Here is a 14250-nt window from a genome sequence, read left to right on the forward strand (position 1 = left end):
TTTGTTTTTTGTAGCAGACAACATTATTTATTAAACCTTATTAACCCACAATATCGGCGAAAACCCTTCTGTCATGACATAAAACCCTCTAAATCTTTACTTTTTTTCTTGAAAAGGGCGAAAAAGCAAGTGAAAAAGCCATAAAATAAAAAAAAATGAGTATCTTTGCAGAAGATAAAAAACAAGATTATGGGATTATTCGGATTATTCAGCAACAAAAAGAAGGAAACTCTCGATAAGGGACTTGAAAAAACCAAGGAGAGTGTGTTTGGCAAACTGGCGCGCGCCGTTGCCGGAAAGTCTACCGTCGATGATGATGTGCTCGACGATCTCGAAGAGGTACTCATCACCTCAGATGTAGGTGTAGAAACCACGGTCAAGATTATCCGCCGCATCGAAGAACGTGTGGCCCGCGATAAATATGTTTCAACCAGCGAGCTCAACCGCATTCTGCGCGAGGAAATCGCCATTCTCCTCTCCGAGAATCACAGCGATGACCTGGCAGACTGGGATCTCCCTGCCGACCATAAGCCTTACGTTATCCTCGTAGTAGGCGTAAACGGCGTGGGCAAGACAACCACCATCGGCAAACTGGCTTACCAGTTTAAGAAGGCTGGCAAGAAGGTTATGCTGGGAGCTGCCGACACCTTCCGTGCCGCTGCCGTAGAGCAGATTTGCATCTGGGGCGAGCGCGTGGGTGTGCCTGTAGTGAAACAGCAGATGGGAAGCGACCCGGCAAGCGTAGCGTTCGACACCCTGCAGAGCGCCAAGGCAAACGGCGCCGACGTGGTGCTCATCGATACGGCAGGCCGACTGCACAACAAGGTGAACCTGATGAATGAGCTCAAGAAAATAAAGGAAGTGATGAAGAAGGTAATGCCTGAGGCACCAGACGAGGTAATGCTCGTGCTCGACGGAAGTACCGGACAGAATGCATTCGAGCAGGCTAAGCAGTTCTCTGCCGTTACCAACATCTCCTCGCTCGCCATCACCAAGCTCGACGGAACCGCTAAGGGCGGCGTTGTCATCGGCATCAGCGACCAGCTCAAGGTGCCTGTAAAATACATCGGACTGGGCGAAGGTATGGAAGATCTGCAGCTCTTCAACAAGACAGAATTCGTAGACTCGCTCTTTAAAAATTAGAAAATGAAGAAAAATCAGATAGATATTATTACCCTAGGCTGCTCGAAGAATCTCGTAGACAGCGAGTTGCTGATGAAGCAGTTTGAGGCAAACGGCTACCATTGCGTTCACGATCCAAAGCGCCCTCAGGGCGAGATAGCCGTCATCAATACGTGCGGATTCATCGAGGATGCAAAGCAGGAAAGCATCGACACCATCCTGGAGTTTATCCAGGCTAAGGAAGAAGGCCGACTCAGAAAGCTCTACGTAATGGGCTGCCTCTCGCAGCGCTACCAGAAGGAACTGGAAGAAGAAATGCCCGAAGTGGATAAGTTCTACGGCAAATTCAACTACAAGCAGCTTCTGCAGGAACTCGGCAAGGCGGAAGTTTCATCCTGCAACGGCCAGCGCCATCTCACCACTCCGCGTCATTATGCCTACATCAAGATAGCCGAGGGCTGCAACCGCCACTGTGCCTACTGCGCCATTCCTATCATCACCGGCAAGCACGTTTCCCGACCAAAGGAAGAGATTCTGCAGGAGGTGCGCGAACTGGTGGCAGAAGGCGTGAAGGAGTTTCAGATTATCGCTCAGGAACTCACCTACTACGGCGTAGATATTGACGGCAAGCATCATATTACCGAACTCATCAGCGAGATGGCTGATATTCCGGGCGTGAAATGGATTCGCCTGCATTACGCTTATCCGAACCAGTTCCCAATGGATCTTCTGGACGTGATGCGCGAGAAGCCAAACGTATGCAAATATCTCGACATTGCCCTCCAGCACATCAGCGACCACATGCTCACCAGCATGCATCGCCACGTAACGAAGCAGGAAACCATCAATCTGCTGAAGGCCATCCGCGAACGCGTGCCAGGCATTCACATCCGCACTACGCTGATGGTTGGTTTCCCAGGCGAGACAGATGAGGATTTTCACGAGCTCCTCGACTTTGTACGCGAACAGAGATTTGAGCGCATGGGCGCCTTTGCCTACTCTGAGGAAGAAGGAACCTACAGCGCCACCCACTACGAAGATAATGTGCCTGCCGAAGTAAAGCAGCGCCGGCTGGACGAACTGATGATTCTGCAGCAAGACATCAGCTCTGAGATTGAGGCCGATAAAGTGGGCAAAACCATGACCGTTATCATCGACCGCAAGGAAGGCGATTACTACATCGGACGAACAGAGTTCTGCTCTCCGGAAGTAGACCCTGAGGTTCTGATCCGTGCCGATGAGAAGCGTCTGCGCGTGGGTTGTTTCTATCAGGTAGAAATTACTGCAAGCGAGGAATTTGACCTCTATGGCAAGGTGGTGAAATAATCATTCTCTCCCCCATAGCCTGGAGTTTTAGAAATTTTGACTACATATTAAATAAATATGAACAATAAGGAATACATCGCTGAACTGGCTCAGCAAACCGGCTATTCGCAGGAAGACACCCAGAAGTTGGTGCGCAAGGCGATAGACGCTATGATTGCCGAGTTTGAGGATGGAGAAGCTGTCTCTATCCCCAATTTTGGCACCTTCGAAGTGAAGAAGCGCATGGAGCGAGTGGTGGTTAATCCTACTACCAAGAAGCGCCAGCTGGTGCCGCCTAAGTTGGTGTTGGGTTTCCGACCGGTTGCTTCGGTCAAGGAAAAACTAAAGAATGGAGGGGATGAGCAATGAGCAAATTCTGTTTAAATACACTCGGAAAACTGCTTGCTGATAAGAGCGGTCTGAGCCAGGTGGAAGCAGAACTCTTCATCCGGAAGATGTTTGATGTGTGCAACCAGGGACTCGATGCCGACAAGCAGGTGAAGATAAAATGGCTGGGCACCTTTAAGGTACAGGCCACGAAAGACCGTGAAAGCATCAATGTGAACACGGGCGAGCGCTTCACCATTGAAGGCAGAGACAAACTCACCTTCACGCCTGACAACATCCTGAAAGAAATCGTGAACAAGCCATTCGCCCAATTTGAAACGGTGGTGGTAAATGACGGCGTAGATTTCGATGAAATAGATGAGAAGTTTGGAGAAGAACAGACAGAAGATGCTCCTGCACAAGTAATCGATTTTCTGGACGAAGAAAAAACTGCAACTCCAAATCCGGAGGTTGTCGTAAACGGATCTGAAAAGGAAAAGGAAAAAGAAGCCGAAGACGAACTGGCAAAGCAAATTGCTATTGAACAAGCTAAACTGGAAAAATTAAAACAAGCCCAACTGGAGCAGGAAAGAATACAAAAAGAAAAGCAAGAGCAGGAAAGACTGGAGCAAGAAAGACTGGAGCAAGAAAGACTGGAGCAAGAAAGACTGGAGCAAGAAAGACTGGAGCAGGAAAGACTTGAGCAGAAAAGACTTGAGCAGAAAAGACTTGAGCAGGAAAAACTTGAGCAGGAAAGACTGGAGCAAGAGAAGCTTGAATTAGCCCAGCAACAGCAAGCCCAGAAAGCAGTTGTTGAACCTGCAGTACCTGCATCAGATGAATCTGAAGAAGAAGAGGAGGAAGAAGAATCTTCCAATTCTCATCATATTGTTATTCCTCGCTATCTGGTCGTTGCAGTCTGTCTCATCGTAGTAGCTTTGATTGGCGGAATGGGATGGTTTGCCTTCAACTATGGTCAGATGACTGCCCAGCGCGATCATCTAGCCATGCAGCTAAACCAGTATCATCAGGCTCCAGCCAAGAAAGTCCCAGCCAAACCAGCTGCCGCCCCACTCTCTCAGGAACAGAAACTCCGCCAGAAAGCGATGGAAGACAGCATCCGTATGGCTAAAACTGCAGAAGCAGTAAAACTGGCTGAAAATTCGGATGAGGAAAGTGCTAGCGCTGAAAAAGCTAAGCAGACTGAAGCAAAAGCTAAGGCTGAAGCAAAAGAAAAGGCTAAAGATAAAGCCGAAGAAAAGGCTACTTCGAAAATAGCATCATCCCAGTATGATAAGGATGCTCGCGTACGCACGGGAGCTTACCGAATCGTAGGAGTTGCCCAAACCGTTACGGTTGGCGCCGGTCAGACCCTCGAACAGATCAGCACCCGCTATTTAGGTTCGGGCATGGAATGCTACGTAGAAGCCCTGAATGGTACAAGCACCATAAAAGCCGGACAGAAAATCAAGATTCCGAAACTGGAATTGAAGAAGAAAAAGAAATAAAAATACAAACAAAAAAACGCCCTGTAAGAGCAAATGTAATTTTGCACTTACAGGGCGACATTGTTTGATGTTACATTACTTGCCCAACACTTCATCAAGCAAAGTGTAGAAAGCAGGATCCTCGCCAACGATAGTCTTGATTATCTTACCATTAGCATCAATCACAATCTTTGTAGGGAAACCCTGAACAGCGTAGTCGCTGAGAACCTTGCTGTCCTTCGGATTGTAAACATGAATCCATGGCAACTGGTGCTTCTCAACAGCAGCCTTCCACTTAGCCTCTGTATCATTACAATCTACACCAAGAATTTCAAACTTACCCTTGTACTTCTCGTAATACTCCTTCATCTTAGGCATTCCCTTGATGCACCATCCGCACCATGAACCCCAGAAATCGAGAACTACAATCTTACCGCGAAGGCTGGAAAGTTTGAAATCATTTCCCTTAATATCCTTCAGCGTAAAGTCAGGAGCCTCAACACCGGCAGCCTGCACCTTCTTAGCCTTCTCCTCAGCCTCAGCACGCTTCTTAGCCATATCAATCATTGGCTGGTAGAAAGCCTTCATTCTGCCGTTCTTCACATTCTCTGAGAGCAAGCCCAGCAGTTTCTCCATCTTTGCAACATCATCAAACTGCTCGAAGATAGTAGCACAGGCCTCATAATCAGGATGCTGTTTTACGAAATCGAAAATCTTATCGTCCTTTGCCTTTTGCAGGGCAGGAGCCTTCTGCTCATATTCTGCCATGACAGTCTGCTGGGTTTCACCATTCTTGATTCTCTGGTTCAGAGAAGCTTCATAATCTCTCAACTCCTTATTTGCATTCTCCAGCAGGACATCTACTTCATGATACTGCTGATAGAACTTAGAACCCGAAATATCAAAGCGGGTCTTTGCATCGCCCTTAACTTCAGCCTTCTCGCCAGGAACACAAGGCAGATTGAACATAAACTGACCTGCGCCACGATAAGTTTCAGGTGAGAGGAAAACGTATCCGGCAGCCTTATCAAGGTTTGCAGAATAGGTAAACTTGCCATTCTTCACCAAAACCGTATCCATCTTAACATTTCTGCCCTTGTAAACAAGTACAGAATCGGAATTGAAATTCTTCAAATCCACCTTCAACTGAAAGTTGCTCTTCTGAGCCATCGCAACAGTTGATGCAAGCATCAATGCCGCAGATAAAATCGTTGTTTTCATTTTCTTTTATTATATTTATTCTGATTATACCTTATTATATATAGGGAACGAAGAACGCCTGACTCATCTTCAACCTTATTCTTCATACTCAGTAGTATCCTCAATACCCGCCTCGGCCAAAGCCTCCTTGCGCTCTACACAGGTTCCGCATTTGCCACAATGCTTCTCACCGCCTTTATAGCAGCTCCAGGTTTCAGCATAATCAATGCCCAACTTCTTGCCAATCTTCGCAATCTGCCCCTTGGTAATATTCGTATAAGGAGCCACCACGCGTACATCGACGAACGTTCCTGCTTCGGCAGCCTCATCTATCGCCTTGATAAACTCCGGACGGCAGTCTGGGTAAATCGTATGATCGCCACCATGGTTAGCAATGAAAACTTTCTTCAGTTTATTACTCTCTGCAATGCCGATGGCAATGCTCAGCATGATTCCATTACGGAAAGGAACCACCGTACTCTTCATATTATCAGCAGCATAATGACCTTCAGGAATCGCATCAGCACCTTCAAGAAGAGAACTTTTGAAATACTGATGCATAAAACCCAAATCTATCGTAATATGCTTGATTCCCAAACGCTCACAATGCATCTTGGCGAAAGGAATTTCACGCTCGTTATGATTACTTCCATAGTTAAAACTAATGCCGAGTGCAATCTCGTCTTTCTTATCGTAGAGCAGCGTGATGCTATCCATGCCGCCGCTCACAATGATTACTGAATCCTTCATTTTACTTTGAATTTTGAACTGTATGATTACTTTTTACTTCACCCGAACAGGCAGCGGAATGCTTCTTCCACCTTCCTTACGGGATGAATTTCTATCTTATATTTCTTATGGTCGAAACCATGATTGTTGTACTTCGGAATGATGATGTGCTGGAATCCCAGTTTCTCAGCCTCAGCAATACGCTGCTCGATGCGGCTCACCGGACGGACTTCACCGCTCAGACCTACCTCGCCTGCCATACACCAGCCTTGCTCGATAGGTGTGTCAACATTGCTGCTCAATACGGCTGCCAACACACTCAAGTCCATGGCAGGATCGGTTACTCTCAATCCTCCGGCAATATTCAGGAACACGTCCTTCTGCATCAGTTTGAACCCCACACGTTTCTCTAGAACCGCCAGGAGCATGTTCAAACGGCGCTGGTCAAAACCCGTTGCCGAACGCTGCGGAGTTCCATAAGCTGCTGTTGAAACCAAAGCCTGCGTCTCTACCAGGAACGGACGAACACCCTCGATGGCTGCGCTGATGGCAACACCCGAAAGCCCGTCATGATCTTCAGTAAGCAGCAACTCTGAAGGATTGCTCACCTGTCGGAGTCCGCCTTGCATCATCTCGTAGATTCCCAACTCAGAAGTACTTCCGAATCGGTTTTTGATGCTTCTCAAGATGCGGTACATGTAATGCTGGTCGCCCTCAAACTGAATCACCGTATCTACGATGTGCTCCAGAATCTTTGGTCCGGCAAGTGTTCCCTCCTTATTAATATGTCCTATCAGAATAACCGGAATGCCACTCGTCTTGGCAAATCGGAGCAGGGAGGCTGCACACTCGCGAACTTGGGAAACAGAACCCGGCGAACTGTCTACTTCTTCCGTAGCAATAGTTTGTATAGAATCTATAACTATCAACTGTGGAGCCACTTCCTGAATATGGCTGAAGATTTTCTCCAACTGCGTTTCGCAGAGAACCGTAATATGATCAAAGGCTCCTTCTGATGAAAGAGAAGCCGTTTTCTGTGTGTCCGCAGATGAACCCTCTCTGAGCATCGCCTGTCCTTTAGCCAACCGGTCGGCACGGAGTTTAATCTGATGGGCACTCTCCTCTCCGCTCACATACAGGATGCGGCGGTCAGTCATGTTCAGAATGGTCTGCAAGGTGAGCGTACTCTTACCGATTCCCGGTTCACCGCCCAGGAGCGTAATGCTGCCAGGAACCATTCCGCCACCCAGCACACGGTTCAGCTCCTCGTCCCTCATATCGATGCGCGGTTCATCAATCGCAGAAATATCGCGAAGCTTCATCGGCGCAGCGTCATGCTCGCTGTGCTGCCCGCCAAACATCGTGGCAGCCCCACCATGACGCATGGTCATTCCGGCATTCTTCGCAGCCTGCGATCCGGAATCGGCAGCAATACGAATTTCCTTAAATGTATTCCATTGTCCGCAGCTAGGACATTTGCCCATCCATTTGGCACTTTCCTGTCCGCAATTGCTGCACACAAAAGCAATCTTATCTTTCGCCATTTTATCTCATTTATATGTAATAACGCTTTAACTGCGCACAAAGGTACTATTTATTATCGAAAAATCCAAAAAAAAAGTAATTTGTTAAGAATATATTTCATTTCTCTCCATTTTGTTTAACAAATCAGGCAGAAGGAAGCGCAAAACACGAATTTTGCAAACCCGATATAGCAAACAGACGATTTCATCTACTAAAAATCATAAAAACCGCTACTATATTTTGCTGATTCAAATATAATTTGTATCTTTGCCTTCGGTTTTTGAAACCAGCAGAAAGGTTTAGAACAATAAATTAGTACATAAACTAAATAAAATTTAGGTAAAATGAAAATTGAAGATTTTAACTTTGCCGGTCACAAGGCAATCGTGCGCGTTGACTTCAACGTGCCATTGGATGAAAATGGTAATGTAACAGACGACACTCGTATCCGCGGTGCCCTTCCTACATTAAAGAAGGTACTTGCAGACGGCGGTGCGCTCATCATGATGAGCCACATGGGTAAGCCAAAGGGCAAGGTTAAACCAGAGCTTTCTCTCTCTCAGATTGTTAAGAACGTATCAGACGCTCTCGGCGTAGACGTTAAGTTCGCTAAGGACTGCGGTAACGCTGATGCTGAGGCAGCTGCCTTGAAGCCAGGTGAGGCTCTCTTGCTCGAGAACCTCCGCTTCTATCCAGAAGAGGAAGGCAAGCCAGTTGGCGTTGAGAAGGGTACTCCAGAATTCGATGCTGCTAAGGCTGAGATGAAGGAGCGTCAGAAGAAGTTCGCTGCTAAGTTGGCTTCTTACGCTGACGTATACGTAATGGACGCATTCGGTACAGCTCACCGCAAGCACGCTTCTACAGCTGTCATCGCTGATTCTTTCGACAAGGATCACAAGATGCTCGGCTTCTTGATGGAGAAGGAAGTTAAGGCTGTTGACGCAGTTCTCGGCAACATCAAGCGCCCATTCACAGCTATCATGGGTGGTTCTAAGGTTTCTACTAAGATCGGTATCATCGAGAACCTGTTGACTAAGGTTGACAACCTGATTCTCTGCGGTGGTATGACTTATACATTCTCTAAGGCTCTCGGCGGCAAGATCGGTATGTCTATCTGCGAGGATGACAAGCTTGACGTTGCTCTCGACGTAATCAAGAAGGCTAAGGAGAACGGTGTAAACCTCGTACTCGGCACAGACTCTATCTGCGGTGATGACTTCAAGAACGACTGCAATACTCAGGTTTGCCCATCTAACAACATCCCTGACGGTTGGGAGGGTATGGACGCAGGTCCTGAGACTCGCAAGGCTTTCGCAGCTGCCATCAAGGGTGCCAAGACTATCCTCTGGAACGGTCCTGCAGGTGTATTCGAGTTCGACAACTTCGCTGGTGGTTCTAAGGCTATTGCTGACGCAATCGCTGAGGCTACTAAGGAAGGTGCATTCTCACTCATCGGTGGTGGTGACTCTGTAGCTTGTATCAACAAGTTCGGTTTGGCTGATCAGGTATCTTACATCTCTACAGGTGGTGGTGCTCTCCTCGAAGCTATCGAGGGTAAGGTATTGCCAGGTGTAGCAGCTATCGAGAAGTAATCTCATGTCAAAAAGAAAGCCATTTGCAAAAAGGGTTTGATTTTTTACAAGAAAAAATAGGTTGGAGGGCATCCTATGTGATGTCCTCCAATTTTCAGTTTTAATCGAATCCCTAATAATCTACAGATTCTCTCTATAAACAGAACTGTATCTTTCATTTAAAACAAGCAACAGAAAACATAAATTCTAAAATTATTTGGTAAACTACAAGGAATATAATTTTCTGATTTTAAAACGAATACATGGATTGGATTGTTAATCTCTTCACCAATACCGAGTCGGTGGCTCACATCGCCCTACTCTACGCTATCGTGATAGCTATTGGTGTTTACCTCGGAAAGATAAAGATTGGCGGCATTTCGTTAGGTGTCACCTTCGTTCTCTTCGCAGGTATTTTGGCTGGCCACGTTGGCTTCACCGGTCCAAAGGAAATTCTCACTTTCGTGCAAGACTTCGGCTTGATCCTCTTCGTCTTCATGATTGGTCTCCAGGTAGGACCTGGCTTCTTCGAGAGTTTCAAGAAAGGTGGTGTTACGCTCAACATGCTTTCGGCTAGCGCTATTTTACTCAACATCCTCGTGATGTTTGGTTGCTATTATCTCTTCTTTGACACGAGCAACCCTAACAACTTGCCTATGATGGTAGGTACTCTCTATGGTGCGGTTACCAATACTCCGGGTCTTGGTGCTGCCAACGAGGCTTTGCTCAGCGTCTTCCCTAATGGTGCTCCAAGTATTGCCAACGGTTATGCTTGTGCTTATCCTCTTGGTGTGGTAGGCATTATCGGTGCTACTATCCTTATCAAGTACATCTGTAAGATTAATACTGCTGATGAGGAAGAACAGCTTAACGAAGAAGATGCTGCAAACCCACACGCAAAGGCCCACAACATGCACTTACGCGTGGAAAATGCTTATATTACAGGCAGAACGCTGAGAGAAGTTTCTGAGTTCTTGAACCGTGACATTGTATGTTCACGACTGCTCCACAATGGCGAGGTGAGCATTCCTAACAGCAAGACTAAGTTTGAGGTTGGAGACGAATTGCTCGTTGTATGTGCAGAGGCTGATGCTGAAGCCATCAAGGCTTTTATCGGACCAGAGGTTGAAGCTGAATGGGACCGCGAGAAGGATGAAGTACAGCACTTTGTTTCTCGCCGTATCATCGTTACCCGTCCGGAAATGAACGGTAAGACCTTGGGTAAGATGCACTTCTCCAGCGTATACGGCGTTAACGTAACCCGTATTTCCCGTCAGGGAATGGACATTTTTGCAGGCAGAAACCACCACTTCCACGTAGGTGATAAGATTCTGGTTGTAGGTCCTGAAGAGAATGTGAACCGTGTGGCTGAAATCATGGGTAACTCTGTTAAGCGCCTCGATGCGCCTAACATAGCCACTATCTTCGTAGGCATTATGGTAGGTATTATCTTCGGTTCTCTCCCATTTGCCATTCCGGGAATGCCGGTGCCTTTGAAGTTGGGTATTGCCGGAGGTCCGCTTATCATCGCCATCCTCATCGGCCGTTTCGGCTATCGCATGAAGCTGGTAACTTATACGACGACTTCGGCTAATATGATGCTGCGAGAAATAGGACTTGTACTCTTCCTGGCGAGTGTGGGAATCAAGGCTGGAGCCGGATTCTGGGACACAGTAGTACAGGGTGACGGTTTGAAATATGTGGGATGCGGTTTCCTCATCACCGTTATTCCTATCCTCATCATCGGTACGATTGCCCGCCTGAAGTTTAAGTTCAACTACTTCACCATCATGGGTATGCTCGCCGGTACTTACACAGACCCTCCTGCATTGGCTTATGCAAATGCTTCTTGCTCAAAGGAGGCTCCAGCTGTAGGATACTCTACGGTTTATCCATTGAGCATGTTCCTCCGTATCTTTACAGCCCAGATAGTGGTGCTGTTCTTCTGCGGAGCGTAAGACTTACAAAAGTTAACAAAACAACTGGAAATAGTTATAAATTACAAAAGAGGTGCACAAAGATAAAAAATTGTGCACCTTTTTTGTTGTCTTTTCAGAAATTCTTCGTACCTTTGAGCACAAGAAACAAACCTAATGAATCTTCTAGGAACAGCTATCGTTCCTATATGATGCAGATTTTTTCGAAATATGAAACAATAACCCTATAAACGTTAGTAAGCGTATGAAGAAATTGGGATTTCTGATAACCATGCTAGTCATCACGTCCTTGCCCGCTTGGAGTCAAGGAGCCAAAAGTATCCGTATTACGGAGGTGATGACCGACAACCGTACCAATCTTGTAGATGAGTACGGGCAGCACAAACCATGGGTGGAATTGAGCAATTCCTCCTTTACCACGTATAATGTGCGTGGTATGTTCCTAACCACCGACCGAAGGGTTCTCGACAAGAAAATGTCGCCTGAAGCTCGCCGACAGCTGATGTGTCCATTGCCTAACAATGAACCACGAACCACACTGGGAGGCAAGAAGAGCATCGTTATCTTCGACAGCAGTTCCTGGTACCAGGATGGCAGGAACGGACAACATTGGAAGGCAAAGAATTCTTCCAACTCGGGACCTTTTCATCTCAATCTTATTCTACAGGAAAAGATGCCCAACTGGATAGCACTCTATGACGGAAATGCCGTTGACCTGATAGACTCCGTAAACGTGCCAGTGTTGGCTGCCGATGAGAGTTTTGAACTGAGTAAGGACTTCAAGACATGGGAGAAAGCCATTGCCGGATCAGTAACTCCAGGCTATCTGCCTCAAAACACAGGTTTGAGTAAAGCCCAGCAATTGAAGAAAAGCGACCCATACGGAATAGGAATCGCCGTACTTTCAATGGGAATCGTATTTGCCTGCCTTGCTCTCCTCTTCATCGTGTTCTGGGTTTTCGGAGCCTACATGAAACATAAACAGCGCATCGCCCGTGCTACTGAGAAGCACGCCACCTTATTATATAAGACTGGAAAGAAGACCATCGAGGTTACTCAAGACCTCAGTCATAAGACCAACGTGATTCTGAAAGATGGTTTAGAAACCAAGGGTATTGATAAGGAGATTTACATGGCAGTCATCTCCCTTGCACTACAGGAATATCTGGAAGATGTTCACGATGTAGAATCCGGCATTATCACCATCAAGCCAAAACAGACCAGATGGAATGCTCCGAAATTCAACAACAACAATAACAACGTTAAAATATAGAAACTATGGCAAAGTACGAATATAAGGTTAAAGGCGTAGATTACGTCGTTGAAATACAGGATATTGAAGGCAATATCGCCAATGTAACCGTGAATGGAATTCCATTCGAAGTGGAAATGAAACAGCCGGTTAAGAGCAGTAAGCAGAAAGTAAAGTTAACTGATGGACAAAACAACATTTCTGCCAGTTCTGATGCAGGTTCAAGTTCTGCAGCAAGTTCTGATTCTGCTTCATCAAGCAAACAGGCAACTCCTGCTGCAGGCAAACCAGTTGTTGCCCCTCTGCCTGGTACTATCAACGAAATCAAGGTGAAAGTCGGTGACAAGGTGAACACAGGCGATACTGTTGTCGTTCTCGAAGCCATGAAGATGCAGAACAACATCGATGCAGAAACTTCAGGAACCATTACCAGCATCAACGTGAACAAGGGAGACGCAGTAATGGAAGGAGACACGCTTGTTACGATCGCGTAATAAGCTGTTTAGACAAAAGCTAATGATTACTCTTCCAATCAAAAGACTAATCATAAAGTTCAATGTTCAACTTTCAAAGTTCAAAGTAAATTATGGATTTCATCATACAAAACTTCAATGAGTTTCTTACCTTTACGGGCTTTGCCAACGCCTCGGCAGGAAACCTCATCATGATTCTGGTGGGAGCACTCTTTATCTGGCTCGCCATCAAGAAAGATTTTGAGCCGCTGCTCCTGGTTCCTATCGGATTGGGAATCATTCTTGGCAACATTCCATTCCGTGCCGATGCAGGACTCGAAATAGGTTTATACGAAGACAACTCCGTTCTGAACATCTTCTACCAGGGAGTGAAACAGGGCTGGTACCCGCCACTCGTATTCCTGGGCATTGGAGCCATGACCGACTTCTCTGCGCTCATTTCCAACCCGAAGCTCATCCTGATTGGAGCCGCTGCCCAATTTGGAATCTTCGGCGCCTACATGATTGCACTGGCTCTGGGATTCGAACCTAACCAGGCAGCTGGCATTGCCATTATCGGAGGAGCAGACGGACCAACCGCCATCTTCCTGAGCAGCAAACTGAGTCCGAACCTCATGGGAGCCATTGCGGTTTGCGCCTACTCTTACATGGCACTAGTGCCTGTAATCCAGCCACCTTTGATGCGACTGCTTACAACCAAGAAAGAGCGCGTCATCAAGATGAAACCGGCACGTCAGGTTTCACAGACCGAGAAGATTCTCTTCCCTATCATCGGTCTGCTTCTCACCACCTTCATTGTTCCGTCCGGTTTGCCATTATTAGGAATGCTGTTCTTCGGAAATCTTCTGAAAGAGAGTGGAAAGACAACCCGACTCGCCAAGACAGCAAGCAGCAGCTTGAATGATATTGTCGTTATCCTCCTCGGCCTGACCGTAGGCTGTTCTACCCAGGCTTCAGAGTTTCTGACATTGAATACCATCAAGATCTTTGCTCTCGGTGCTCTTGCATTCATCATCGCATCTGCAAGCGGAATCTTATTCGTAAAGCTGATGAATCTCTTCTTGCCAAAAGGCAAGAAACTGAACCCACTTATCGGAAACGCCGGAGTGAGTGCCGTACCAATGAGTGCACGCATCTCCAACAACCTAGGTCTGGAATACGACCGCCACAACTTCCTTCTCATGCACGCCATGGGACCAAACGTTGCGGGAGTCATCGGTTCTGCCGTTGCAGCCGGAGCTTTGCTGGGATTCTTCAATTAAAAATTGAGCCACCAAGCTACCCCTCCAGGATAAGCACATAAAAAAGAATCGCCCTGAAAGG

Annotated in this window: 12 protein-coding genes; 9 read left to right on the plus strand and 3 right to left on the minus strand. The window is 46.8% G+C overall.

Annotated elements, in window-relative coordinates:
* The first annotated feature begins 189 nt into the window (after positions 1–189).
* From ftsY to ONT18_RS05260, 4 genes are read left to right on the plus strand one after another with little or no spacing between them, the layout of a single operon-like run.
* The gene (ftsY, locus tag ONT18_RS05245) at positions 190–1143 is read left to right on the plus strand and encodes a signal recognition particle-docking protein FtsY (protein ID WP_117586349.1); all 954 of its coding nucleotides are present in this window, start codon (positions 190–192) and stop codon (positions 1141–1143) included.
* 3 nt (positions 1144–1146) lie between these two features.
* The gene (gene rimO, locus ONT18_RS05250; protein WP_218459059.1) at positions 1147–2448 is read left to right on the plus strand and encodes a 30S ribosomal protein S12 methylthiotransferase RimO; all 1302 of its coding nucleotides are present in this window, start codon (positions 1147–1149) and stop codon (positions 2446–2448) included.
* Positions 2449–2505: 57 nt separating this feature from the next.
* A complete protein-coding gene (locus tag ONT18_RS05255) occupies positions 2506–2796 on the plus strand; it encodes an HU family DNA-binding protein (protein ID WP_006846479.1) in 291 nt (96 codons plus the stop codon).
* The gene (locus ONT18_RS05260) at positions 2793–4262 is read left to right on the plus strand and encodes an HU family DNA-binding protein (protein WP_264904427.1); all 1470 of its coding nucleotides are present in this window, start codon (positions 2793–2795) and stop codon (positions 4260–4262) included. Before ONT18_RS05255 ends, ONT18_RS05260 begins: the two co-directional genes overlap by 4 nt.
* 75 nt (positions 4263–4337) lie before the next feature.
* On the opposite strand, the gene ONT18_RS05265 is transcribed toward ONT18_RS05260, so the two are convergent.
* The 3 genes from ONT18_RS05265 to radA form a co-directional block, all read right to left on the minus strand.
* On the minus strand, positions 4338–5462 hold the full coding sequence (locus ONT18_RS05265; protein WP_264904428.1) for a redoxin domain-containing protein: 1125 nt from the start codon (positions 5460–5462) through the stop codon (positions 4338–4340).
* A 75-nt stretch (positions 5463–5537) separates the two neighbouring features.
* Entirely contained in the window at positions 5538–6191 is a 654-nt protein-coding gene (gene queC, locus ONT18_RS05270) for a 7-cyano-7-deazaguanine synthase QueC (protein WP_117728348.1), read from the minus strand.
* A 38-nt stretch (positions 6192–6229) separates the two neighbouring features.
* A complete protein-coding gene (gene radA / locus ONT18_RS05275; protein ID WP_118080753.1) occupies positions 6230–7714 on the minus strand; it encodes a DNA repair protein RadA in 1485 nt (494 codons plus the stop codon).
* Positions 7715–8038: 324 nt separating this feature from the next.
* Between radA and ONT18_RS05280 the strand changes: the two genes are divergently transcribed.
* The 5 genes from ONT18_RS05280 (at position 8039) to ONT18_RS05300 (ending at position 14189) form a co-directional block, all read left to right on the plus strand.
* Positions 8039–9286: a phosphoglycerate kinase gene (locus ONT18_RS05280; RefSeq protein ID WP_022121786.1), complete on the plus strand. Its 1248-nt coding sequence runs from the start codon at positions 8039–8041 to the stop codon at positions 9284–9286.
* A gap of 242 nt (positions 9287–9528) precedes the next feature.
* Entirely contained in the window at positions 9529–11223 is a 1695-nt protein-coding gene (locus tag ONT18_RS05285; protein WP_117693730.1) for a putative transporter, read from the plus strand.
* A 223-nt stretch (positions 11224–11446) separates the two neighbouring features.
* Positions 11447–12475, plus strand: coding sequence for an OadG family protein (locus tag ONT18_RS05290; RefSeq protein WP_264904429.1), 1029 nt, complete (start codon positions 11447–11449; stop codon positions 12473–12475).
* 5 nt (positions 12476–12480) lie between these two features.
* Positions 12481–12948, plus strand: a complete 468-nt coding sequence (locus tag ONT18_RS05295; protein WP_264904430.1) for a biotin/lipoyl-containing protein — start codon at positions 12481–12483, stop codon at positions 12946–12948.
* Between the two features lie 92 nt (positions 12949–13040).
* The gene (locus ONT18_RS05300; protein ID WP_022121790.1) at positions 13041–14189 is read left to right on the plus strand and encodes a sodium ion-translocating decarboxylase subunit beta; all 1149 of its coding nucleotides are present in this window, start codon (positions 13041–13043) and stop codon (positions 14187–14189) included.
* Positions 14190–14250 lie beyond the last annotated feature (61 nt).

The sequence above is a fragment of the Segatella copri genome, assembly GCF_026015295.1.
Taxonomy (GTDB): domain Bacteria; phylum Bacteroidota; class Bacteroidia; order Bacteroidales; family Bacteroidaceae; genus Prevotella; species Prevotella copri_C.

Coding starts and splice junctions, on each gene's coding strand:
- ONT18_RS05295 (WP_264904430.1), top strand. CDS start 12,481: ATGGCAAAGTACGAATATAAGGTTAAAGGCGTAGATTACGTCGTTGAA.
- ONT18_RS05280 (WP_022121786.1), top strand. CDS start 8,039: ATGAAAATTGAAGATTTTAACTTTGCCGGTCACAAGGCAATCGTGCGC.
- ONT18_RS05265 (WP_264904428.1), bottom strand. CDS start 5,462: ATGAAAACAACGATTTTATCTGCGGCATTGATGCTTGCATCAACTGTT.
- rimO (WP_218459059.1), top strand. CDS start 1,147: ATGAAGAAAAATCAGATAGATATTATTACCCTAGGCTGCTCGAAGAAT.
- ONT18_RS05290 (WP_264904429.1), top strand. CDS start 11,447: ATGAAGAAATTGGGATTTCTGATAACCATGCTAGTCATCACGTCCTTG.
- ONT18_RS05285 (WP_117693730.1), top strand. CDS start 9,529: ATGGATTGGATTGTTAATCTCTTCACCAATACCGAGTCGGTGGCTCAC.
- ONT18_RS05255 (WP_006846479.1), top strand. CDS start 2,506: ATGAACAATAAGGAATACATCGCTGAACTGGCTCAGCAAACCGGCTAT.
- ONT18_RS05260 (WP_264904427.1), top strand. CDS start 2,793: ATGAGCAAATTCTGTTTAAATACACTCGGAAAACTGCTTGCTGATAAG.
- ONT18_RS05300 (WP_022121790.1), top strand. CDS start 13,041: ATGGATTTCATCATACAAAACTTCAATGAGTTTCTTACCTTTACGGGC.
- ftsY (WP_117586349.1), top strand. CDS start 190: ATGGGATTATTCGGATTATTCAGCAACAAAAAGAAGGAAACTCTCGAT.
- queC (WP_117728348.1), bottom strand. CDS start 6,191: ATGAAGGATTCAGTAATCATTGTGAGCGGCGGCATGGATAGCATCACG.
- radA (WP_118080753.1), bottom strand. CDS start 7,714: ATGGCGAAAGATAAGATTGCTTTTGTGTGCAGCAATTGCGGACAGGAA.